This window comes from Agrobacterium sp. LY4 (assembly GCF_001526585.1).
GTDB classification, from domain to species: domain Bacteria; phylum Pseudomonadota; class Alphaproteobacteria; order Rhizobiales; family Rhizobiaceae; genus Agrobacterium; species Agrobacterium leguminum.
In genome coordinates, this window is the sequence record NZ_ASYA01000012.1 from 129,839 (window position 1) to 153,109 (window position 23,271).

The 23,271-nt window shown below is 59.9% G+C and carries 21 protein-coding genes and 1 pseudogene; 6 read left to right on the forward strand and 16 right to left on the reverse strand.

Features of this window, described 5'->3' with window-relative positions; translation table 11 throughout:
* Window positions 1-31: 31 nt before the first annotated feature.
* Window positions 32-535: a hypothetical protein gene (locus L904_RS11590; RefSeq protein WP_035264030.1), complete on the reverse strand. Its 504-nt coding sequence runs from the start codon at window positions 533-535 to the stop codon at window positions 32-34.
* A 134-nt stretch (window positions 536-669) separates the two neighbouring features.
* On the opposite strand from L904_RS11590, the pseudogene L904_RS11595 reads away from it, so the two are divergent.
* Window positions 670-2,017, forward strand: a pseudogene (locus L904_RS11595) (MFS transporter).
* A 58-nt stretch (window positions 2,018-2,075) separates the two neighbouring features.
* Here the strand turns inward: L904_RS11595 and L904_RS11600 are convergent.
* From L904_RS11600 to cysG, 5 genes are all read right to left on the reverse strand, one after another.
* Window positions 2,076-2,888, reverse strand: a complete 813-nt coding sequence (locus L904_RS11600; RefSeq protein WP_035264028.1) for a ferredoxin--NADP reductase — start codon at window positions 2,886-2,888, stop codon at window positions 2,076-2,078.
* 146 nt (window positions 2,889-3,034) lie between these two features.
* Window positions 3,035-3,541: a DUF934 domain-containing protein gene (locus L904_RS11605; RefSeq protein ID WP_035264027.1), complete on the reverse strand. Its 507-nt coding sequence runs from the start codon at window positions 3,539-3,541 to the stop codon at window positions 3,035-3,037.
* A 10-nt stretch (window positions 3,542-3,551) separates the two neighbouring features.
* Window positions 3,552-5,222, reverse strand: a complete 1,671-nt coding sequence (locus L904_RS11610) for a nitrite/sulfite reductase (RefSeq protein ID WP_003521340.1) — start codon at window positions 5,220-5,222, stop codon at window positions 3,552-3,554.
* Between the two features lie 8 nt (window positions 5,223-5,230).
* Window positions 5,231-5,545 carry a DUF2849 domain-containing protein gene (locus L904_RS11615; RefSeq protein WP_003521341.1) on the reverse strand — a complete coding sequence of 105 codons (315 nt, stop codon included), beginning with the start codon at window positions 5,543-5,545 and terminating at the stop codon, window positions 5,231-5,233.
* The gene (gene cysG / locus L904_RS11620) at window positions 5,538-7,001 is read right to left on the reverse strand and encodes a siroheme synthase CysG (RefSeq protein ID WP_035264025.1); all 1,464 of its coding nucleotides are present in this window, start codon (window positions 6,999-7,001) and stop codon (window positions 5,538-5,540) included. Before cysG ends, L904_RS11615 begins: the two co-directional genes overlap by 8 nt.
* Before the next feature lie 218 nt (window positions 7,002-7,219).
* Between cysG and L904_RS11630 the strand changes: the two genes are divergently transcribed.
* Both L904_RS11630 and mazG read left to right on the forward strand, forming a co-directional pair.
* Window positions 7,220-7,852, forward strand: a complete 633-nt coding sequence (locus tag L904_RS11630) for a deaminase (protein ID WP_371259432.1) — start codon at window positions 7,220-7,222, stop codon at window positions 7,850-7,852.
* Between the two features lie 77 nt (window positions 7,853-7,929).
* The gene (gene mazG / locus L904_RS11635; protein ID WP_035264017.1) at window positions 7,930-8,775 is read left to right on the forward strand and encodes a nucleoside triphosphate pyrophosphohydrolase; all 846 of its coding nucleotides are present in this window, start codon (window positions 7,930-7,932) and stop codon (window positions 8,773-8,775) included.
* Between the two features lie 218 nt (window positions 8,776-8,993).
* On the opposite strand, the gene hflX is transcribed toward mazG, so the two are convergent.
* The 8 genes from hflX to dusB form a co-directional block, all read right to left on the reverse strand.
* On the reverse strand, window positions 8,994-10,430 hold the full coding sequence (gene hflX / locus L904_RS11640) for a GTPase HflX (protein WP_196248075.1): 1,437 nt from the start codon (window positions 10,428-10,430) through the stop codon (window positions 8,994-8,996).
* A 92-nt stretch (window positions 10,431-10,522) separates the two neighbouring features.
* Window positions 10,523-10,765 carry an RNA chaperone Hfq gene (hfq, locus tag L904_RS11645; protein ID WP_003496145.1) on the reverse strand — a complete coding sequence of 81 codons (243 nt, stop codon included), beginning with the start codon at window positions 10,763-10,765 and terminating at the stop codon, window positions 10,523-10,525.
* Window positions 10,766-10,949: 184 nt separating this feature from the next.
* Window positions 10,950-12,326, reverse strand: coding sequence for a Trk system potassium transporter TrkA (gene trkA / locus L904_RS11650; protein ID WP_035264014.1), 1,377 nt, complete (start codon window positions 12,324-12,326; stop codon window positions 10,950-10,952).
* Window positions 12,327-12,374: 48 nt separating this feature from the next.
* Window positions 12,375-13,739 carry a sigma-54 dependent transcriptional regulator gene (locus L904_RS11655; RefSeq protein WP_003521348.1) on the reverse strand — a complete coding sequence of 455 codons (1,365 nt, stop codon included), beginning with the start codon at window positions 13,737-13,739 and terminating at the stop codon, window positions 12,375-12,377.
* Window positions 13,729-15,990: a PAS domain-containing sensor histidine kinase gene (locus L904_RS11660; protein ID WP_035264012.1), complete on the reverse strand. Its 2,262-nt coding sequence runs from the start codon at window positions 15,988-15,990 to the stop codon at window positions 13,729-13,731. The genes L904_RS11655 and L904_RS11660 overlap by 11 nt, the downstream gene beginning before the upstream one ends.
* A gap of 150 nt (window positions 15,991-16,140) precedes the next feature.
* Window positions 16,141-17,592: a nitrogen regulation protein NR(I) gene (gene ntrC, locus L904_RS11665; protein ID WP_003521350.1), complete on the reverse strand. Its 1,452-nt coding sequence runs from the start codon at window positions 17,590-17,592 to the stop codon at window positions 16,141-16,143.
* Entirely contained in the window at window positions 17,589-18,737 is a 1,149-nt protein-coding gene (locus L904_RS11670) for a nitrogen regulation protein NR(II) (protein ID WP_035264009.1), read from the reverse strand. The genes ntrC and L904_RS11670 overlap by 4 nt, the downstream gene beginning before the upstream one ends.
* The gene (dusB, locus tag L904_RS11675) at window positions 18,734-19,750 is read right to left on the reverse strand and encodes a tRNA dihydrouridine synthase DusB (RefSeq protein ID WP_035264006.1); all 1,017 of its coding nucleotides are present in this window, start codon (window positions 19,748-19,750) and stop codon (window positions 18,734-18,736) included. The genes L904_RS11670 and dusB overlap by 4 nt, the downstream gene beginning before the upstream one ends.
* Window positions 19,751-20,026: 276 nt before the next feature.
* On the opposite strand from dusB, the gene L904_RS11680 reads away from it, so the two are divergent.
* Window positions 20,027-21,214 carry a bifunctional 2-C-methyl-D-erythritol 4-phosphate cytidylyltransferase/2-C-methyl-D-erythritol 2,4-cyclodiphosphate synthase gene (locus L904_RS11680; RefSeq protein WP_035264003.1) on the forward strand — a complete coding sequence of 396 codons (1,188 nt, stop codon included), beginning with the start codon at window positions 20,027-20,029 and terminating at the stop codon, window positions 21,212-21,214.
* Window positions 21,211-21,720 carry a CinA family protein gene (locus tag L904_RS11685; protein ID WP_035264000.1) on the forward strand — a complete coding sequence of 170 codons (510 nt, stop codon included), beginning with the start codon at window positions 21,211-21,213 and terminating at the stop codon, window positions 21,718-21,720. Before L904_RS11680 ends, L904_RS11685 begins: the two co-directional genes overlap by 4 nt.
* Here the strand turns inward: L904_RS11685 and L904_RS11690 are convergent.
* Together L904_RS11690 and L904_RS11695 are read right to left on the reverse strand one after the other, a co-directional pair.
* Entirely contained in the window at window positions 21,702-22,157 is a 456-nt protein-coding gene (locus tag L904_RS11690; RefSeq protein WP_035217445.1) for a type II toxin-antitoxin system RatA family toxin, read from the reverse strand. The genes L904_RS11685 and L904_RS11690 overlap by 19 nt on opposite strands.
* 9 nt (window positions 22,158-22,166) lie before the next feature.
* Window positions 22,167-22,736 (reverse strand): ATPase AAA, encoded by a 570-nt coding sequence (locus L904_RS11695; RefSeq protein ID WP_035263998.1) that lies wholly within the window; start codon window positions 22,734-22,736, stop codon window positions 22,167-22,169.
* Between the two features lie 239 nt (window positions 22,737-22,975).
* Here L904_RS11695 and L904_RS28115 point away from each other — a divergent pair, with 239 nt between their 5' ends.
* Window positions 22,976-23,152: a hypothetical protein gene (locus tag L904_RS28115; protein ID WP_003496171.1), complete on the forward strand. Its 177-nt coding sequence runs from the start codon at window positions 22,976-22,978 to the stop codon at window positions 23,150-23,152.
* Window positions 23,153-23,271 lie beyond the last annotated feature (119 nt).

A 23,271-nucleotide genomic window follows, 5' to 3' on the forward strand; every position in this document is an offset into this window, starting at 1 on the left:
ACATCCCAACGGCCTTTTTCTCATGGCTGTCTCAGCGTACAAGCCGGATATCGCTTGTCACCACCGTCTTGCCAGTCCGCGCGTCCTTGTCGGTGGTGCGCAACCGCAGGCCATTATCGCCAACCTTTTCAATGGTCATGGCGGCGACACGGTCACCGTTGATATCGCGATTCCAGCGGACGGTCAGGTTGATCGCATTTCCCTGTCTCGTGCCGGAAAGGGCAGACGGGCGGCCGGAAGGGCCGGTATAAGCGCCGCTATAGCGCCCACCCTTCGCTGAGAGATCGGCGGCGATTGCGCGCCTTACCACAAGCAGTCCCCGGCAAGTGCCGGACATGTTGAGCGAAGATGCTCCGGTATTGGAGTTGAGCGTACAGTTCACGCTGATCGGCGGCGTGCCAATGCGGGTAATCACGGTTCCCTTACCCGCCCAGGCGCCTTTCAGCGACGAGAGGAATTCGCGTTCATCCGCATGCGCGGGCTGTGCGCCGAGCAATCCGGCAGAAAATAAAATCGCAAAAGCCTTGGTCTTCATGGCGAGTATCCGTTTTTTCCACGAAGGCTAACTCGCTCGCGCCGGCAAACGTTCCTTCGGCCTGTTCTGCAACCGTCAAAAATATCGGCGGACCAATATTTCCGTTGTGTCGGTGCAACCAAATGCGGGCACAGATGTTTCTCGCCAGCCTCGATCGATTTCCCATCCTTTCGCGCATATTTTCGGAGCATATTTCATGACGACAATCGGCGTTCCGGCAGCGCGCGGCAGGCTTCCTTCCGGTGGTCTGCCCCGCAGCGGCGGCATTTCAGACCGCACGCTTTTTGCCCTTGCAGCGCTGAACTTTTTCCTCGCCGATGCCCGCGACGGCCTTGGGCCGTTTCTGGATGCCTTTTTAGCGACAAAGGGCTGGTCTTCGCTTTCGCTGGGCATGATTGCCACGGTGGGCGGCCTCGTCGGTCTGCTTGCCACGCCGCTCTGTGGCGCGCTGGTGGATGGCACGACGTGGAAAAGGCTGCTGATCGCCATTCCCGTCATCCTCGTGACCATCGGCGCGCTGATCACGCTGATCTTTCCGGATGCATGGATAGTCTGGACCGGTCAGATCATGACGGCCGTCGTCGGCGCCGTGGTCGGGCCGGCACTTGCTGGCCTCACGCTCGGCCTTGTCGGCGAACGCCTGTTCTCCCATCAGATTTCACGAACGAGTTCTGGAACCACGGCGGCAATTTTGCATCGCTTTTCGCGACCTATGTGGTGGTTACCTTCTTCGGCATGAACGGTATCATCGGCCTCATGCTGCTGACCGCTGCAGGCGCATTGGTCGCGACGGCGGCCATCGACCCCGATCGAATCGACCACAACGTCGCCCGCGGCCTTGCCGAAGACAAGGGAGAACCCGGCCCGTCCGGCATCAAGGTGCTGCTGCAGGAGCGCGGGCTGATCTTTCTCGCCATCATTCTGCTTGTTTTCCACTTCGGCAACGCGCCGATGAGCCGGTTGATCGCGCAGGATTTCGCCATCGAACTGCAGACGCCCTTCCGAACCACCGCCATCATTACCGGCGTCGCGCAATTCGCGATGATCTTCGTTGCCGCAATGGCCCCATGGCTGATACGCCGTTTCGGTCTCTCGACCGTTTTCATCATCGCGCTGATCGCGTTGCCGATACGCGGTCTCCTCGCCTCAGCCTTCACGGATTTCTGGGTGATCTTCCCGGTGCAGTTTCTCGATGGCGTTGGCGCGGGCCTGCTCGGCATCGTCACCCCGGTTGCGGTGGAGAGGATTTTGAAGGGCACCGGTCGTTTTAATGTCGGCCTTGCCAGCGTCATGATGGTTCAGGGTATCGGCGCATCGTTCAGCAATGTCGTCGCAGGCTGGCTGGTGACGAAGGGCGGTTATTCGCTGTCGCATCTCGTCGGCGGCGGCATTGCCGCTATCGCCATCGGGCTTTTTATTCTTCATCGCAACGAGATAGCGCCGAAACAGGATGACGACGCCGCCTCTCACCAACGGCACTGAAGGCGCAAACAAAAAGGAGGCCTGACGGCCTCCTGAAATCTCATCGTTTGTTGTCTGATCAACCGACGAAAGCGCGCTCGATCACGAATTCGGCGGGCTTGTTATTGGCGCCTTCGTTCAGACCGGCCTTTTCCAGAAGCTCCTTGGTGTCCTTCAGCATCGCCGAGGAGCCGCAGATCATGCCGCGATCGATTTCGGGATCGAGCGCCGGCACGCCGAGATCCGCAAACAGCTTGCCGTTTTCGATCAGCGTGGTGATACGGCCCTTGAAGGGGTAATCTTCGCGGGTGACGGTCGCATAGTGCTTCAGCTTGTCGCCGACGATCTCGTTCAGGAATTCGTGGTTGCGAATTTCCTCGACCAGATCGAAGCCGTATTTCAGCTCGGCCACGTCGCGGCAGGTATGGGTGAGGATAACTTCCTCGAACTTCTCATAGGTCTCCGGGTCACGGATCAGGCTCGCGAAAGGCGCTATGCCGGTGCCGGTGGAGAACATGTAAAGCCGTCTGCCGGGCGTCAGCGCATCCAGAACCAGCGTGCCTGTCGGCTTCTTGCGCATCAGCACCGTATCGCCGGGCTTGATCGCCTGAAGATGCGATGTCAGCGGACCGTTCGGAACCTTGATCGAGAAGAATTCCAGTTCCTCGTCCCAGGCGGGGCTGGCGATGGAATAGGCGCGGTAGATCGGCTTGTCGCCGACCATCAGGCCGATCATGGCGAATTCGCCGGAACGGAAACGGAAGCCGGCCGGGCGCGTCATGCGGAAACGGAACAGGTGGTCGGTATAGTGCTCCACCGATAAAACCGTCTCGGCGTAAACACCGTCAGGTATCTTGATCGCGAAATCTTCCGTCTTGGCTGGCGCGTTCATTTCAGGTTCCGTCCATTCTTATTCGATGCGACATTCTCCGACCGGGCAATTATACCATTTTTGCTCCGGTTTGAAGGCATGAGAATGTCAATACTGCCATGTGCGTAGGAAATATGTATCAAAAACTCATATTTCCACGCAACGTGTCATAGAGACGCACGACGACGCCAGCTATAGGCCTCACCGCCGCTCGCCGGCTTGGCTGTCGGCTGGTAATAAACCGGGATTTCCGGCAGGCGATTTTCGGACAGTCGGCGGATGGCCGTGCCGTTCGTCACCGCAAAGCTGGTGAAGCCGGTGCGAAGCATCAGCGGCACCTGATCGATCAGGACGTCGCCAACCGCCCTCACCTCGCCCGCAAAACCGAGACGGCTGCGCAGCAGCGAGGCGTGGCTGAACCCGCGACCGTCATTGAAGGCCGGGAAGCTTACGGCGACAAGGTCGATACGGTGGAGATAAGGTCCGAGCCGCGTCACATCGTCGGCGGGCGTGATCAGAACGCCGAGACCGATATCGTTGCTTTCGGCGGCACGAACCAGAAAATCGGCAAGCGGCAGCACGGGCTTCTGCTCCGCCGTCGCTTTCACTTCTTCCGTTTCGATCACCCAGGGATCGTTTTCCACGAAGCCGTCGCGGTTCCAGATTTTCGTCATCGCATTCTCCTCAGGCGGCTTCTGCAGCGGAACCGTAGAGCGCATCCTTGAATGGCTGCGGTCCAACGCGGCGATAGGCTTCGAGGAAAATTTCTTCCTTCGAAAGGCGAAGCCCGAGATAGGTGTCGACGATGGTTTCGATGGCGTCGGTGACTTTTTCCGGCTCGAAGCCACGGCCGATGATTTCACCGATCGAGGTGTTCTCATCGCCCGATCCGCCAAGCGTGATCTGGTAGAGTTCCGCGCCCTTCTTTTCCACACCCAGCAGGCCAATATGGCCGACATGGTGGTGGCCGCAGGCATTGATGCAGCCGGAAATCTTGATCTTCAGCTCACCGATTTCCGCCTGACGCTCCGGCGAACCGAAGCGGGTGGAAATTTCCTGCGCCACCGGAATGGAGCGCGCATTGGCGAGCGCGCAATAGTCCAGCCCGGGACAGGCAATGATATCGGTGATCAGCCCGGCATTGGCGGTCGCAAGGCCAGCGCCTACCAGCGCGCGATAAACCGGCTCGAGATCGGCCAGCGCCACATGCGGCAGGATGATGTTCTGCTCATGGCTGATACGGATTTCATCGAAGGCATATTCCGCGGCGATATCGGCGACGAGTTCCATCTGCTCATCGGTCGCATCGCCCGGAATGCCGCCGATCGGCTTCAGCGAGATCGTTACCATGCCGTAGTCGGGATGCTTGTGCGGCGCGACGTTCTGCTCGACAAAACGGGCAAAGCCTTCATCGGCCCGCTTCCAGCGCGCCAGGCTTTCCCAGCCTTCCGGCCGGTCCTTCAGCGCCGGCGGCGCGAAATAAGCGGTGATTGCCGCAATATCGGCATCCGGAAGCTTCAACTCGGTGTTCTTGAGTTCGGCGAATTCGACTTCGACCTGGCGGGCCAGTTCTTCCGCACCGGTCTCATGCACGAGGATCTTGATACGCGCCTTGTATTTGTTGTCGCGGCGGCCGTGCAGGTTATAAACGCGCATGATCGCCGTGGTGTAGGACAAGAGGTCCTCTTCCGGCAGGAAGTCGCGGATTTTCTTGGCAATCATCGGTGTGCGGCCCTGCCCGCCGCCGACATAGACGGCGAACCCGATCTCACCCTTGTCGTTCTTTTTCAGATGCAGGCCGATATCGTGCACCTGAATGGCGGCACGGTCGCGCTCGGCACCGGTGACGGCGATCTTGAACTTGCGCGGCAAGAAGGAGAATTCCGGGTGCACGGAAGACCACTGACGCAGGATTTCCGCATAGGGACGCGGATCGGCGACCTCATCGGCGGCCGCACCAGCGAAATGATCGGCGGTGACGTTGCGAATGCAGTTACCCGAGGTCTGAAGCGCGTGCATTTCCACGCTCGCCAGCTCGGACAAGATATCCGGCGTATCGGAAAGGCGCGGCCAGTTGTACTGGATGTTCTGGCGGGTGGTGAAGTGGCCGTAACCCCGGTCATATTTGCGGGCGATATGGGCCAGCATCCGCATCTGCTTCGAATTCAGCGTGCCGTAAGGAATGGCAACGCGCAGCATATAGGCGTGCAGCTGAAGATAGACGCCGTTCATCAGGCGCAGCGGCTTGAACGCATCCTCAGCCAGTTCGCCAGAAAGGCGGCGCTCGACCTGATCGCGAAACTGCGCCACGCGGCCTTCAACAAATGCGTGATCGAACTCGTCGTAACGGTACATATTCTTCCTCAGACTGCGATGAATGCTGCATCGGCCGGCTTGAAGCCGGTGGCATAGTGCACGGTGGGGCCGGCGGCGCGAATGCGTTCGCGAAGACGCGTCGGCCAAAGCTTGCCGTTCTCCTCGATGACATCGATGACGGCCACATCGACGACCTTGTTGGCGGAAAAATCCCGCTTGCCGATTTCCTCGAACGAGGCGACGGCCTCCGCATGGCGGGCAACGATTGCGCCCTGCAGGTTCTCCGTCCACTCCCCGTTGGCATCGAGCCAGACGGCGATGCCATCGCTCAGGCGGTTGGCGGTCAAAACCTTGTCAGCCATTTGCATACTCCCGTTTGAAATCCGCCGGCCGCACTGACGATGCAAGCGCCTCGGACCTGTCAAAATTGGCGCCCGCCACCGCATCGCCGATGATGACCATGACCGGTCCGGTCAGTTCATCGCGATGTTCGAGTTCGGGCAGATCGTTCAGTGTGCCATGCAGCAGGCGGCGATCCGCGCGGCTGGCGTTTTCGATGACGGCAACCGTGGTTTCCACACCCAATCCCGCGTCGATCAGCCGCCTCGCGACCGAAGCAGCAACACTGCGGCCCATATAGACGGCGATGGTGGCGCCGGAAACGGCAAGCCGTGCCCAATCGGGCAGGACATCGCCGGCCAGATCGTGGCCGGTGGTGAAAATCAGCGATGAAGCGACACCGCGCAGCGTCAGAGGCAATTCGAAATCCGCAGCGGCAGCGAAGGCCGACGTGATGCCGGGCACGATCTCATAGGCAATACCGGCCTCGCGCAGCGCCGCCATTTCTTCGCCCGCCCGGCCATAGACCAGCGGATCGCCAGATTTGAGGCGCACGACGCGCTTGCCATCTTTGCCAAGGCGCACCAGCAGGCGGTTGATCTCATCCTGCGATTTGCTGTGGCAACCCTTGCGCTTGCCGACGGAGAGCCGCTCGGCATCGCGGCGGCCCATATCGACAATCGCCTGCGGCACAAGCGCGTCGTAAACGATCACATCGGCTTCCATCAACACGCGCTGCGCGCGCAGCGTCAGCAGATCTTCAGCGCCCGGTCCTGCGCCGACGAGCCAGATACGGCCTTCGCTGCGTTCGGGCGATTGCAGCAGGCGGTCGACGGCCTGACGGGCGGAGAGCGTGTCGCCAACGGCGACGGCATCCGCCACCGCACCTGAAAAGAACCGCCGCCAGAAATTGCGCCGCAAGGCGCCCTTCGGCACGTTCTCCTCGGCCGCATCACGATACTGCACGGCAAGGCGCGCAAGCTTGCCAAGCGACGGCGAGAGCATCTGATCGATGCGGGCGCGGATCATCTGGGCAAGAACCGGCCCTGCCCCTTCCGTGCCGATAGCCACGGCGACGGGTGCGCGAGCGACGAGCGCAGGGGTGAAGAAATCGCAGAATTCCGGCTGATCCACCGCATTGGCGGGGATTTTCGCGGCGCGCGCGACGGTGACGATCTCTCGGTCCAGCGCCTCATCACCAGTAGCGGCGAAGACCAGCGTGGCGCCTTCGATCAATTCGCCGGCGAAAGCCAAAGCCCGATGATCGATGCCGTTTTCGCTGATATAACGGGCAAAATCGACTTCCGGCTGGTCGGCATAGGCAATGATATGCGCGTTGGTATTCGCGAGAAGCCTTACCTTCGCGAAGGCTTCATCGCCATTTCCGAAAACAGCGACCTGCCGCCCCTCGACCCGGAAGAAAGCGGGGAAGGTTGAAAGGCGGTCGCCAGCAGCGGAAAAATCATGTTCGTTGTGCATTGGACATATATCCCGCATTGCGGTGCAAGATTGAAGAAACAGAAATTCAAGCCTTTCCGGCACCTGGATTTTTATTTCTCGAAGACCCCGGTTTTGGAGGAAAACAAACCGGCGATGCTTTTCCACACCTGCGCAAGCCCTGAGAATCCCCTCGCAATCCCTTGACAAAGCGGGTCCTCGCGCCGAACAAGGAGCGACCATCGACTGCCGATTTCCCCATGCGAAGACCGCTTTTCTTTAAAGCGGCACGAAGGACCAGACCTTTGACCAGCCCCACCCTCGCCGCCCGCCTTCTCGATGTCATCGAACACGATATTCTGCCCTTGACGGCGCGTGGCGTCAGCCTTGGCAACAAGGTTTTCGGTGCGGCGATCCTGCGCAAATCGGACCTGTCGCTGGTGATCGCCGAGACCAATAACGAGCTGGAAAATCCGCTCTGGCATGGTGAAGTGCATACGCTGAAACGGTTTTACGAGCTGGGCGAAAAGCCGAATACGAAGGAGCTGATTTTTCTCTCCACCCACGAACCCTGCACCATGTGCATGTCCGCCATCACCTGGGCCGGCTTCGATAATTTCTACTCCTTCTTCAGCCACGAGGATTCCCGCGACGCTTTCGCGATCCCTCACGACCTGAAAATCCTCAAGGAAGTTTTCGGGCTGGAACCGGGCGGTTATCGCCGCAACAATGCCTTCTGGAATTCGTATTTCATCGCCGATCTGGTGGAGGGTGAAGACGATCCGCTGAAGACCACGTTGAAGGCGCAGACGGCTCGCATCAAGGCCGCCTATGACGATCTTTCCACCAGCTACCAGTCGTCCAAGAGCGGCAACGACATTCCATTGAACTAGAGCATTTCCGCAGGACGTGCGCGGCGGTTTTCCGTCCGGGCGATGCGCAGAAACAAAAAACGAAGGTTTGAGACACTATGGAAGCCTCGAAGGATATTTCCCGCCTGATCGAGATCATGGAAGCCCTACGGCAGCCGGAAACCGGTTGCCCTTGGGATGTCGTGCAGACTTTCGAGACGATCAAGCCCTATACCATCGAAGAGGCTTATGAAGTCGCCGACGCCATCGAGCGCAAGGACATGGACGATCTTTGCGAGGAGCTGGGCGACCTTCTGCTGCAGGTGGTTTTCCATGCACGGATTGCCGAAGAGATGGGCGAATTCGCCTTTGGCGACGTGGTGCATGCCGTGACCTCGAAGATGATCCGCCGTCATCCCCATGTCTTCGCCGTATCCGACGCCGATACGCCGGACGGCGTCAAACTGCAATGGGATCGCATCAAGGCGGAAGAAAAACGCGAGCGTGCAGAACGACGCGCGCGACGCGGCATCACCGAGGATTTCAAGGCAGGCTTTCTGGGCGGCGTACAGCGCAGCCAGCCGGCGCTGACCGAAGCCCTGAAGCTACAGGAACAGGCAGCGCGTGCCGGTTTCGACTGGTCGAACCCCGCTCCCATTCTCGACAAGATCGAGGAGGAAATCGCCGAACTGCGTGAGGCGCTGGCGGAAGGAAAACCGGAAAAGGTTTCGGACGAGCTCGGCGATCTCATTTTTGCGCTCGTCAATATCGGCCGGCATGTCAAAGCCGATCCGGAAGATGCGCTGCGCGGTACGAACACGAAATTCCGCAGACGTTTCAATCACATCGAAACGTCGCTAACTCAAAATGGCGAAACGCTGGAAGAAGCGAGCCTCGAGAGAATGGAAGATCTCTGGCAGGCGGCGAAACGCATCGAACGTTCGCTTGATACGGTTTCATCCTGATCGCAGGGATATGCAGTGAAGCCGGTAAGGCACGGCACTTCCATTATGACTGCCGAATGCATCTGGCAGCAGCAACCGTCACTCCGGATTTAGTCCGAGGTCCAGCGCGATAAAGTCTTTGATCGCAAAAGACTCTTCTCACTGCGCAGACGCGCCGTGGCTGGATTCCGGCTCAAGGCCGGTATGACGGAGAGAGTTTGGGACAATGCAAGGAGCGCTCAGCGCTCCCAGTCCTCGCGTTCGCGGATAGTCACTTTACCAAGCTTCCGTTCCAGTTCGGCCGCTTGCGCTTCGGACAGGCGCACATCGAGCGCGACCGATCCGTCCTCATGGTCTTCACGGCTGTCGACGATGGAATTGCTGTAGACCCAGGAGATCAGCGGCAATTGTTCGATGGAGAGGACAACGGTCGTTTCCGTCAGAACACCGGAAAGACGCTTTGAAATTTCGTCCATCAGGGCATCGACGCCCTCACCCGTGATGGCGGAAACGGCGCGGATATCCGAACGACCCTCGGCGCGCTGCATGATGGCGTCATGCGCTTCCGGCTCGAGACGGTCGACCTTATTCCAGACCTCGATGATGCGCTTTTCCGCTTCCTTCTCGTCAATGCCGAGGTCACCGAGAATACGCAGCACATCCGCAGACTGGGCGGCATTGTCCGGATCGGACATATCGCGCACATGCAGAACGAGATCGGCTTCCAGCACCTCTTCCAGAGTGGCACGGAAAGCGGCGACCAGATGCGTCGGAAGATCGGAAATGAAACCGACCGTATCGGACAGGATGACGGTGCGGCCATGCGGCAACTTCATGCGGCGTAAGGTCGGGTCGAGCGTGGCGAACAGCATATCCTCCGCCAGAACGCCGGCGCCGGTGATGCGGTTGAACAGCGTGGATTTGCCGGCATTGGTGTAACCGACCAGCGCGACGATCGGATGCGGCACCTTGCGACGCTTGGCGCGGTGAAGCTGGCGCGTGCGCACCACCTGCTCCAGCTCGCGCTCCAGCTTGACGATGCGTTCCTGCAAAAGCCGGCGGTCGGCTTCGATCTGGGTTTCACCCGGACCGCCCATGAAGCCCGCACCGCCGCGCTGGCGTTCAAGGTGGGTCCAGCTTCGGACGAGGCGGCCCTTCTGGTAGTTCAGATGCGCAAGATCGACCTGCAGCGTGCCTTCCTTTGTGGAGGCGCGGCGACCGAAGATTTCAAGGATCAGGCCCGTGCGGTCGATGACCTTGCAATTCCACTGCTTTTCGAGATTGCGCTGCTGCACCGGGGTCAGCGGATGATCGACGATCACCAGGCCGGAATCGGTCTCGTCGAGAAGATGACCGATTTCTTCGATCTTGCCGGTTCCGAACAGCGTGGCGGGGCGCGGCTGGTTCACCGGAACGATGAGACCCTGCGTCACTTCCAGATCGATGGCGAGCGCCAATCCTTTTGCTTCCTCAAGCTTGGCTTCGACCGAACGGCCGGGGGCAGCCGGGCCGGCAGCCGCGTCGCGCGTTTCGCGCTGCTTGAGGACCGGCACGAGGACGACCGCACGCATGGCGTCGCGGCGCTTTTCCTGCTCCGGAATAATCGATTCGTTCGAGGTGTCGCGCGTTGAAATGGGTTCAGCCTTGTCCAGAAAGAGGATTGCGGCCGACCGCATCCGCGCGGGCGGCCATGGGGATTAACCTGACGGCACGGGAAATGTTCCCGGTCCGGGTCAGTCTATGTCGAATATCCGTCGAGGGAGCCCGATCAGGCAGCGCCTTCTTCACTTTCGAACATCTGCATCGGCTGGCCGGGCATGATGGTGGAGATCGCATGCTTGTAAACAAGCTGCGAATGACCGTCACGGCGCAGAAGCACGCAGAAATTGTCGAAGGAAGTGACAACGCCCGTCAGCTTGACGCCGTTGATCAGGAAAATCGTGAGCGAAATCTTTTGCTTACGAACGGTATTGAGGAAGAGATCCTGAAGGTTTTGAGAACGTTCCGCCATGGCGCCGCTTCTTTCTTTTTTGCCGGCAGGGATACCGGAAAATAATCAATCAATAATAAGCCGGCCGAGTCTTGTCCCCCGCTTGGCCGACCTCAAACTCTGGTATCAAATCGTGTTCCGTTCCGCAACGGTCAAAACAGCCGAATGAGTACGAGTATTGACCCACATTTTCAATTCGGGACAGTCAAAAATATTGTATCGAAACACGGAAAAGTTGTTCCACGTCGCGCACCGCATCGGCGGATGCAAACAGCACGACCCGGTCCTTCGCCTTGATTTTCGTGCTGCCATCCGGGCGGATCACCACGCCGTCGCGATAGATCGCCCCGATGCGCACACCGTCGGGCATATCGATGTCGCGGAAGGACTGGCCGACCAGCGGCGACGTCTCCAGCGCTTCCGCCTCGATCACCTCTGCCGAGCCGCGCTGGACGGCATAGACCGACCGGATGCGGCCCTTGCGCACATGCTGAAGCACGCGGGAGATCGTCACGGCCCGCGGGTTGATATAGGCATCGAGCCCCAGAGAGCGGGCGACGTCGTGGAACGACGTACTGTTCAAAAGCGCCAGATTCGATTTACAGCCGAGCTGCTTGGCAATCACCGCCGCCAGAATATTGGTCTGATCGTTATTGGTGAGCGTCACCATCAGATCGGCATCCTGAATATCGGCCTGCATCAGGATTTTCTGGTCGAGCGCCGAACCGTGCATGACGATGGTGTGGCTTAACTGTTCGGATGCGGCAACCGCCCTGTCGCGGTCCGCCTCGATGATCTTTACCCGCGTTTTCGGCTGCATTTCCTCAATCTTGCGGGCGACGAAATGGCCGATATTGCCGGCGCCCGCAATCACGATGCGCTGCGCTTCCTGCTCCTCATGGCCGAAAAGGCTTAAGGTGCGGCGGGCGTGCTGGCGCTGGCAGATGACATAGGCAAGGTCGCCCACCCGCAACTGTTCCGAAGAATGCGCTACCTTGAGGATACCATCCCGATACACCCCCACCACCGTGGCGATGAGGTCTGGAAAGAGGCTGGAAAGCTGCTGCAACGGCGTATTGATGACCGGGCAATCCTCCATGCATTCGATGGCCAGCATGTAGATCGTGTCGTCGGCGAAACGCACCACATCCGTTGCGCCCGGAAAGGCGATGCGCCGGAGCACCATCTTGCCGACTTCGACTTCAGGCGAAATCGTCACGTCGATGGACATGTTCTCGCGGCTGAAGAGATCGGCATATTCCGGCTTCAGATAGCTCTGGTCGCGGATGCGGGCGATCTTGGTCGGCACGCTGAACAGGGCATGCGCCACCTCGCAGGCGACGATGTTGATCTCGTCATGCAAGGTCACGGCGATAATCATGTCGGCCTGGTCGGCGCCGGCTTTGGCCAGCATGTCGGGATGCGCGCCATGGCCGACATAACCGCGCACATCCAGCGTCTCGGTAATGGCAGTGATGAGCGGCGCGGCGGTATCGATGACCGATACCTCATTATCTTCCCGCGACAATTGTTCGGCGATACCGTAACCCACCTGCCCTGCGCCGCAAATGATGACTTTCATGCTGTCTCTCTGACGGAATAATCGGTTACGGCGAAGCGCCTTCTTTCCTTATACGCCGAGAGATTTCAGTTTGCGATGCAGTGCAGACCGTTCCATGCCGACAAATTCCGCCGTTCGCGAAATATTGCCACCGAAGCGGTTGATCTGCGCCATGAGATAGTCGCGCTCGAACATTTCACGGGCTTCGCGCAAAGGCAGGGTCATGATGTGCTGATCGCCCTGCGCCGAAATCTTCGGCAGCATGTCGCCAATATCCGACGGCAGCATGTCGGCCGAGATCGGCGCTTCACCGCCTTCTGGACGAGCGAGAATCATCAACCGCTCGATATTGTTGCGGAGCTGGCGGATATTGCCCGGCCAGTCATGCGTCTGGAGAACGGCCATGGCGTCGTCGCCGATCTTGCGCGGACGGATGCCGGCCTGCTCGGAAATCTGGCGCATGAACATATCGACGAGGAAAGGAATATCCTCGCGCCGCTCGGAAAGCGCCGGCACCTTCACCGGCACGACGGCGAGGCGATGATAGAGATCTTCACGGAACTGGCCTTCGGCGATCAGGCTTTCGAGGTGATGGGCGGTCGAGGAAATGATGCGCACATCCACCTTCACCCGCTTGCCGCCGCCGACGCGCTCGAACTGCTGATCGACCAGCACGCGCAGGATCTTGTTCTGCGTCTCGCGCGGCATTTCGCCGACTTCATCGAGATAAAGCACGCCGCGATGGGCTTCTTCCAGAGCGCCCACCTTGCGCGGTTGTCCGGGAAGGCCCTCCGTGCCGAAAAGCGCGATTTCCATGCGGTCCGGGGTAATCGTCGCGGCGTTGAGCGCCACGAAGGGCCCGCTCGCACGCGAGGACTTCTTGTGCACCATGCGCGCCACAAGTTCCTTGCCGGAACCGGAGGGGCCGAGGATCATGATGCGGCTGTTGGTGGGCGCAACCCGGTCGATGGTCTGGCGAAGCTGCGACACCGCAAGCGATGCGCCGACGAGTTCTACCGCGTCACCGGTACGCTTCTTGAGTTCCTGAACCTCACGCTTCAGCTTGGAGTTTTCCAGCGCCCGCTCGGCGATCAGAATGAGGCGGTCGGCCTTGAACGGCTTCTCGATAAAGTCGAAAGCGCCGCGCTTGATGGCGTTGACGGCGGTTTCGATATTGCCGTGACCGGAAATCATGACCACCGGGATTTCGGGATGGCGGCTCTTGATCTCATCCAGCAGCGCCAGACCGTCGAGCTTCGAGCCCTGCATCCAGATATCGAGAAAGATGAGGCGCGGCACGCGCTCCGAAATGGCGGCCAGCGCACTGTCGCTGTCGAACGCCATGCGGGTCTCGTGGCCCTCATCGGAAAGAATGCCCGCTACGATTTCGCGAATGTCCGCCTCGTCATCCACGACCAGAATATCAGACGCCATATGCTGCTTCCTTGTTATTTTCGCCGCCGACCGCCTCGATATAGGGCAGCAGCACTCTGATCATGGCGCCGTGGCCGTGATCGAACTCCGGCGGGGCATCGTGGAGTTCCAGATACCCGCCATGCTCTTCGATGATTTTCTTGACGATGGCGAGGCCGAGGCCCGTGCCCTTGTCCCGCATCGTCATATAAGGTTCGAGAATGCGGTGACGGTTCTCGACGGGAAGGCCGCGGCCATTGTCGATGATGTCAGCCACGAAACGCGAATTGGCCTCGTCGAAAGCGGCGCGCACCAGAATTTTACCCGGCCGCTTTTCGCCTTCCACCGCCTCGATGGCTTCCGTCGCATTTTTGATGAGATTGCCGAAGGCCTGACCCAGCATGCGGGCATCGAACATGCCCTCCAGCGGGGTATCGCCCAGTTCTGTCGCAAACTTTGTATCGGCAGCGCTGATTTCCCTCAGGAACGCCGCATCCTTCAGGATCGCCCGCAGATCCGACTTTTCCTTCGTCGGCTTCGGCATGCGCGCAAAAGCCGAGAATTCGTCCACCATCCGGCCGATATCACCGACCTGCCGGACGATGGTGTCCGTACACTGGTCGAAGACGGCACGGTCGCTCTCGTCGATCTGCTTGCCGAAACGACGCTTGATACGCTCGGCGGAAAGCTGGATCGGCGTCAGCGGGTTCTTAATCTCATGCGCGATGCGGCGCGCCACATCCGACCATGCGGTCGAACGCTGGGCGATGACGAGATCGGTGATGTCGTCGAGGGTGATGACGTAGCTGTCACGGCTGTCGCGGGCGTCCTCACGGGTCACCTGCACATTCAGCGTCCGTTCCTTGCCCCGCCGCATGATGTTGATCTGCTTGCGGAAATTGCCGCGTGACCAGGTATTGGCCTCGTTGACGACCTGTTCGATTTCGGGCGCGATCTCCGACAATTGCGCGCCGATAAGCTGCTCGGAGGTCTGCGCCAGGAATTCTTCACCCGACGGATTGACGATGGTGATCCTGCGGTTCTCATCGACACCGATGACGGCGGCGGTAACGCCTGACAGCACGGCCTCGATGAAGCGGCGGCGGTCGTCAATATCGTCCTTGGCCTCGATGATCTGTTCCTGCTGACTGCGCAGTTCCGAGACCATCTTGTTGAAGGTGCGCGACAGTCGCCCGACGTCGCCATCGACCGCGCGGACGGGAACCAGCACATGCATGTTGCCGGTGGCGACACTGTCTGCCGCACTGATGAGGAGACGGATCGGCCGCACGATACGGTCGGCAACCGCAATCGCCGTCCAGATGGCGGCGAGAAGCACGATCAGCGCGAAACCGAGATAAAGAATTGCAAAGGCGATCTGCAGCGGCGCGCGGCCTGCCTCCATCGCCTTGTATTCGGCGCGGTTCTCTTCCATCAGCCGCATCGCGCCCATCACCTTGGGATCGACGGCGCGCACCGTGTAAAGGAAGGTGCCGCTGATGCCTTCGAGCTTGATAATGGCGCCGACGAGGTTGGTGATACCGGGCGGTATCAGCGTCGGCTGGCCGGCGGCCGCCTTTTCAAGCGCGTCATGCGGGATGGCGGGAAGCGGTTTTTCGGTCTTGATGTCGGCCTGAGCAACGGCGTCGCCGTCCTCCTGCACCAGAAACGCGCCGAGAAGGCCGCGTCCCTTGGCCTGACGGGTCATCAGATCGACGAAGCCGGTACGATCCAGATAAAAAAGCGCACGGTTGCGGTCGAGGTCGGTCGCCATCGACAGGGTCTGACCCTGAAGATAACCGGCATTCTCCATCATATAGGCCTGGGCGATATTGCTCGATGAATCGACAATCGACTGCGTGCGCAGCGAAAACCAGCGGTCAAGGCCTACATTCAGCGTCAGACTGGCGAAGATGGCGACGAGCACCGCGGGCGTAATCGCCACGATGGAGAAAAGCACGACGATGCGCACATGCAGACGAGCAGCCGCCCTGCCCTTTTTACGCGCTTTCAGCAGCCGGTTGATTTCGCGCCCGATGAGGAAGATCAGGCCGATCACGAAGATCGAATTGATGACGACGGAGGCGATGACGACGTTCGATGTCGGCGCGATTGGCGTGACGCCCAGAAGTACGAACAGGGTGAGGATGGCGCAAACGAGAGCGACGCCGGCGAGCACCAGCCCCGGCAAAGCGAAAGACATCCTGCGATCGGCAACCACCATGCCCGCTGCTTCATCGGCAACGGCGTTTTCGGCGGCGGGTTTCCGCATGCACTACTCCCAATCGCTGGCCAGCCAGCACCACATTTCTGAAGTCAGGCGAGACGCGCCTCAGACTGGCGAATCTCTTTCCTTCCTAGTGTTTTTCAAGCAACACAATGTGGCGAAAGTGCAACGACAAATGCGGCCTTGTCAACATTCTCAGGTTGGGCGGGAGCTGCGATAAACGGAAACGCCAAGCTCGCGGATTTTCTTGCGCAGCGTATTGCGGTTCAGGCCGAGAAGATCGGCAGCCTTGATCTGGTTGCCGCGCGTCGCAGTCAGAGCCGCTAGAATCAGCGGATATTCGAGTTCGCGCAGAACGCGGTCGTAAAGGCCGGGCGGCGGCAGGCCATCGCCGAAACTGGCGAAATAATCCCGCATATTTTCTTCCACCGCCTGCGAAATGGTGAGCGAACCGGTGCGAACCGCCATCTTGTCGAGCGGGCTGTCGGGAACATCCGATTGCAGTTCCTGCTCGATGATCTCGCGGGTGATGACTTCCTGCGGATAAAGCGCCATCAGGCGGCGGATCAGGTTTTCCAGCTCGCGCACGTTGCCCGGCCAGGCGTAGGCCTTCATGACCTCCAGCGCCTCGCTCTCGAAACGCTTGCCTTCCAGACCTTCCTTCTCGCCCTGCTGGATGAAATGGCGCACCAGATCGGGAATATCCTCGGCGCGGTCACGCAGCGGCGGCAGCCGCAGCGGCACGACGTTCAGGCGATAATAGAGGTCTTCGCGGAAAAGGCCCTGATTGATCGACTGCTTCAGGTCCTTGTTGGTGGCGGCGACGATGCGGACATCGGTGCGGATCGGCGTGCGACCGCCCACCGTGGTATATTCGCCCTGCTGCAATACGCGCAGCAGCCGTGTCTGGGCATCCATCGGCATGTCACCGATTTCATCGAGGAAGAGCGTGCCGCCCTCGGCCTGTTCGAAACGGCCGGTCGAACGGTTCTGCGCGCCGGTGAAGGCGCCCTTCTCATGGCCGAAGAGTTCGGATTCGATCAGGTCGCGCGGAATAGCTGCCATGTTGATGGCGACGAAGGGGCCGTTGCGGCGCTTGCCGTAGTCATGCAGCGCGCGCGCCACCAGTTCCTTACCCGTACCGGATTCGCCCGTTATCATCAGCGTCAGGTCGGTCTGCATCAGGCGGGCGAGAACGCGGTAGATTTCCTGCATCGCGGCAGAGCGGCCAACGAGCGGCATACCGTCCTGCATGTCGTCATCGAGCTTCGCCGGCTTGCGCTTCGGCTCCGACAAAGCGCGGCCGATGATGGCGATCAGTTCCGTCAGGTCGAAGGGCTTCGGCAGATAGTCGTAAGCGCCTTTTTCCGAGGCCTTGATGGCCGTCATGAAGGTGTTCTGCGCACTCATGACCAGAACCGGCAGGTCCGGGCGGGCCTTCTTGATGCGCGGCAGCAGGTCAAAGGCGTTTTCATCCGGCATCACGACATCGGTTACGACAAGATCGCCCTCACCCGCCGAAACCCAGCGCCAGAGCGTGGCGGCATTGGAGGTGATGCGCACGTCGTAACCGGCGCGGCTCAGCGCCTGGTTCAGCACCGTGCGGATTGCGGCATCATCATCGGCGACGAGGATCGTAGCTGTCATTGGTCATTTCCTGTCGTGTTCGGCAAAGAGCGGTCGTCGAGCGCCACTTCCGGCGAGACGGGCATCAATACGCGGAAAGTCGTGCGGTGGTTCTGGCTGTCGCATTCGACAATGCCGCCATGGGCGCCGATCAGCTTGGCGACAAGCGCCAGCCCGAGGCCCGAACCATTCGTCTTGGTGGTGATGAAGGGATCGAAAAGATGCGGCAGCAGATCGGCCGGAACGCCCGGGCCATTGTCATGCACGCAGAATTCGAGCGGCAGCGAGATGCGCTCGCGGCTGCCGGCGACCGAAAGCCGCATGCCGGGGCGATAGGCGGTGGTGAGGATGATCTCGCCATCCGGCTGATTGCCCACGGCTTCCGCCGCATTCTTCACCAGATTGAGAAAGACCTGCACCAACTGGTCACGATTGGCATAAACAGGCGGCAGCGAGGGGTCGTAATTCTCTGAGATCTTGATATTGCGGGCAAAGCCGGCCTTGGCGATGGCCTTCACATGATCGAGCACGGAATGGATGTTGACCGGCACGCGATCCACCGGCCGCTCGTCGGAAAACACCTCCATGCGATCGACCAGCGAGACGATGCGGTCGGTCTCGTCGCAGATCAGCCGCGTCAGCGCCCTGTCTTCATCGGCAACCGATGTCTCCAGCAATTGGGCAGCGCCTCGAATGCCGGACAGCGGGTTCTTGATCTCATGCGCGAGCATGGAGGCAAGGCCTGTGACAGAGCGCGCCGCAGCGCGATGCGTCAGTTGCCGGTCGATCTTGTCGGCCATCGATCTTTCCTGGAAGACGACCACCACCGATCCCGGCTCGCTGACAACGGGCGCGACATAAAGATCGACCAGCTTGTCCTGGCCGAGACGCGGCGAACTCAGATCGACGCGATATTCGTTGACCGGCGCGCGGCGCTCCCGCACCTGATCGATCAACGCCAGAAGCGGGCTGCCGAAGGGGATGAAGGTGGAAACGCGGTAACGCGCGAGATGGGAGGCGCTCGCCCCGAAAAAGGCTTCGGCTTCCCAGTTGGCGAAGGCGATGAAACCTTCCGCATCCACCAGGATGACGGGGTTCTGCACTGCATTCAGAACCGCCATGGCGAGCGGGTTTGCATCTGCCGGGCTGTGTTTGTCAGCGCTCATGCGGCCTTCCTTGCGGCTTCTTCGCCCGCATTTTCGCTAAGGGCGGAGCGCAGCAGATCCGCCACTTCCGCCGTGTCACGCGATGTCATGATTTCAGCCTTGTCAGTCGTGGCGATCTCTGGCGCGAAACGGTCGAGATACCAGCCAAGATGTTTGCGGGCATGCCGGAGACCGGCTTCCCTTCCGTAAAATTCCAGCATCATCTCGTAATGTTCGATGGCGATGGCGGGAATATCGTCGCGGTGCGGCGCTGAATGTCCGGCAAGCACCGCCGGTAGCCAGGGCTGCCCCTGCGCGCCGCGACCGACCATGACGGCATCCGCACCCGAACGGCGCAGGATTTCGCGCGCATCCCCGGCCGTTTCAACGTCGCCATTGGCGATCAGCGGCACGGAAATCACCTCGCGCACGGCGCGGATGGCGTCCCAGTCCGCCCGTCCCTCGTAAAACTGCATGCGGGTGCGGCCGTGAATGGTGATCAGCTGAACACCTGCGGCTTCGGCACGGCGGGCGATCTCCGGCGCATTGATGGTGTTTTCGTCCCAGCCGAGCCGCATCTTCAGCGTCACAGGCACGTCGACTGCATTGACCGTCGCCTCGATGAGCGAGAGTGCATGATCGGGATCGCGCATCAAAGCCGAGCCGGAATAACCGCCCGTCACCTTCTTGGCAGGACAACCCATATTGATATCGATGATGCCGGCGCCATTATCCGCCGCGATCTTCGCTGCCTCGGCCATAAAATGCGCCTCGCGTCCTGCGAGCTGCACCATATGCGGAACCATGCCGGCATTTTTCAGCCGCGCCCAGGATTCGCCTCGGTTGGCGACGAGCTCACGGCTTGCCACCATTTCCGTAACGACAAGGCCCGCGCCATAACGCCAGGCGAGCTGCCGGAACGGCAGATCCGTCACGCCCGACATGGGCGCCAGCACGGCACGATTACGGATCGTGACTGAGCCGATGCTGAACGGTTCTGACAACTCCGGAAGATGCAATTGATGATCTTTCATGCAGAAGGGTTATTTGCATTATTTTTAGACAGTGTTTGTGCAGTTGCCAAGCACTTTTAGAGGGTTGCACCTTTTATTTGCTGGGCGACTGCCTGCCTGTTTTGCTGTCGGCAGCAATTTGTGCAGGTTCGAACACGCAATGGCGGCTGATCCTGCGGCATGCAGGGGCGAATGCGCGTCTTATCGGGCTGGCCATCCGGGTTTTGAAACGCTAGAGCAGGACTGTCAACCGCTAAGGGTTGCGCGCAAAGCATAAGACCAATGCAGGAAAGTACTATGAAACTCGGCATCGTCATCGTCGCCGCCGGACGCGGAGAAAGAGCGGGCTCTCCCGAGGAAGGGCCGAAACAATATCGCCCTATCGGAGGCAGGGCCGTGATCGAGCATACATTGTCGACCTTCCTTGACTGGGATCATGCCTCCCCCATCGTGATCGTCAGTCATACAGACGATGCGGCACTGCTGTCGCCGATCCTCCAGCGGCTTGATGCCGGAGAGCGGATCGTTACCGTCACGGGCGGCGCAACACGCCAGCAATCGGTGCTTGCCGGGCTGGAAGCTCTCGCCTCGGAAGAGCTGACGCATGTGATGATCCATGATGCCGTGCGGCCTTTCATCGCCGTAGACATGCTGGAACGGATCGTCGCCCTGCACCGGGCCGGCGCCAGTGGCGTTCTGCCTGCCCTCTCCGTCACCGACACGCTGAAGCGCGGCTCGGATGGTCGCGTCGTGGAGACGGTTTCCCGGCAGGGGCTTTATGCCGCGCAGACACCGCAGAGTTTCGGCTACGGCGATATTCTCGCCGCGCACCGCGCGGCTGCCGCCTCCGGAAAGTCCGATTTTACCGATGATGCTTCGATTGCCGAATGGGCGGGACTAACGGTGACGCTGACCGAAGGTTCGGTCGACAATGTAAAACTCACTCTCAAGCGGGATATCGCCATGGCCGATGAAAAGCTCTCCCACGGATTGCCGGACGTGCGCACCGGCAATGGTTACGACGTGCATCAGCTGGAGGCCGGCGACGGCGTGACACTGTGCGGCATCTTCATCGAACACGACCAGAAACTCAAAGGTCATTCGGATGCGGATGTGGCTTTGCATGCGCTGACGGATGCGCTGCTCGCCACCTGTGGTGCTGGCGATATCGGTGATCACTTCCCGCCTTCCGATCCGCAATGGAAGGGAGCGGCCTCGCGCATCTTCCTCGAACACGCGGCCAAAGTGGTTCGCGACAATGGCGGCACGATCATGAATGCCGATGTCTCGCTGATTGCGGAAGCGCCGCGCATCGGCCCGCACCGGCAGGCCATGCGCGAAGCGCTCTCGGACATGCTCGGCATCGCGCTTGAGCGCTGCTCGGTGAAAGCGACGACTAATGAGACCATCGGCTTTGTCGGCCGCCGGGAGGGTATCGCAGCAATCGCCACCGCTACCGTCGTTTACAGGGGCAGACCACTTTGAGCCTTTTTCCCGCCGACATAGAAGAGCTGGCGCGACAGATCATTGTCGATTTCACCGCGCATGGTTTCATGGTCTCGACCGCGGAAAGCTGCACTGGCGGCCTGATCGCCGGTGCCCTGACGGAGATTGCCGGCTCCTCCGCTGTCGTCGATCGTGGTTTTGTCACCTATACCAATGAAGCCAAGATGGACATGCTGGGGGTTAGCGTCGAGACGCTGGCGAATTTCGGCGCGGTTTCCCGACAGACGGCGCTGCAGATGGCGCATGGCGCCCTGTTTCGTTCACGGGCGGATTTTGCGGTGGCGGTAACCGGTATTGCCGGTCCGGGTGGTGGTTCCGCCGACAAGCCGGTTGGGCTGGTGCATCTGGCCGCCAAGGCGCGCAATGGCGGCAGCCTGCATAAGGAAATGCGTTATGGTGAGATCGGCCGCACCGAAATCCGGCTTGCGACGGTGAGGACGGCGCTGGAGATGCTGATTGCCCTCAATCAGGCCGGGTCCGTATAAATTTTATCGGCACGCGTTTCGAAGGCTTCCGCGAACATGCGGAAGGCCCGGTCGAACATCGACCCCATGACTGCGCCGAGCAGACGGTTCTTGAACTCATAATCGATGAAGAAATGAATGGCCGATCCGCCCTCGTCCGAGGCCTCGAAACGCCAGCGATTGTCGAGATATTTGAAAGGGCCGTCGATATATTTCACGTCGATGGCGCGCTCGGCCGGGTTCAGCAGCACCTGCGTGGTGAAGGTTTCGCGAATGGCCTTGTAGCCCACCGTCATATCCGCCACCAGCAGCACCTTGCCATCGCGCTCCTTGCGCGAACGCACGGTGAGCGCCTCGCAAAGGGGCAGAAACTGGGGATATTTCTCCACATCGGCGACGAGGTCGTACATGCGGTCGGGCGAGTGTTTGACGTGGCGATGCGTTTCGAACTGTGGCATGAGCGGCAGTTAATCCTCGACACGCAGAAGATCAAGAAGGCGGCGAAACTGTTTTCGGCTTTTCAGCTGGAATACCGGCACATCAGGACCATAAAGCGCGAAATTCTGCTCGAAGATCGGCGTATGGCGCCGCTCGAAATTCCAGATATAGCGCAGGAATTCGATGTCTATTCTTTCGGGGCACCCCTCCGCCATTTCCGGGCGGGCCTTGCCATAACCCTTGATCGCCCGGCTAACGGCACCCCACAGGCAGAGCCAGCGCGGCATGCGCACCCACAAAACGATATGGGATCGCGGCAACCGTATATCGAAAGACGACGGATTGCTGCCGTCCATCAGCCAACGCTCCTCGGTAATGATGGTGGCTATCCTCTCTCGCTGCTCCTCGCGCGGGCGCACCTGCCAGCCAGGCAGCCAGAAAACATCTCGATCCATGGAGATGTAGCGAAGCCCGAAATTGCGCGCGAGCTTCTGCGAAAGCGTCGACTTGCCCCCGCCGGAACAGCCCACGACCATGATTCGCTGCGCCCCGGCGATGATCGCAGCAGCGTCTTCCACCCTGTGAAGATAGTTTGGCATTTCAGAAACCTCATCTGACTGCTGGATTTTTCTGCCATCGCCCCGCAGCGATATCTTCGCCGTGCATGACAGTTACGGAAAATTGACTATTGTAACCCCGTCGCAGGGATTGCTATTTATTTGCGACTAATATTACACCCATTGGATGCAACGGCGCTGGAAGCTCCCGATTTCACCCAGCGTATTCATCCTTGGGTTCAGACCCGACATATAACCGCTTTGAGCCACTGAGTGAGCCGATGGACGATTTTTCCAACATCATCAACCTTCTCGAATCCGCCAAGCAACTCGCATCGATGAACGGCATGCCGGTGCTTGCCTATCTCATCGACGTCGCGAAATGCGAGGCGAGAGAGAACAAGCCGGTTCTGCGCAAACGCAAACGCGGCGAATCGACCGCCAAGGAAGACTGTTAATTGCCGGCGCGTAGAGCCGACCGATAAAGCCGACTGGCCCAATCTTCAAGACGATGTCATAATCAAACAATGAACTGGCCGCTTTTTCGAGGCGGCCATTTCTTTGCACAATGGAAACG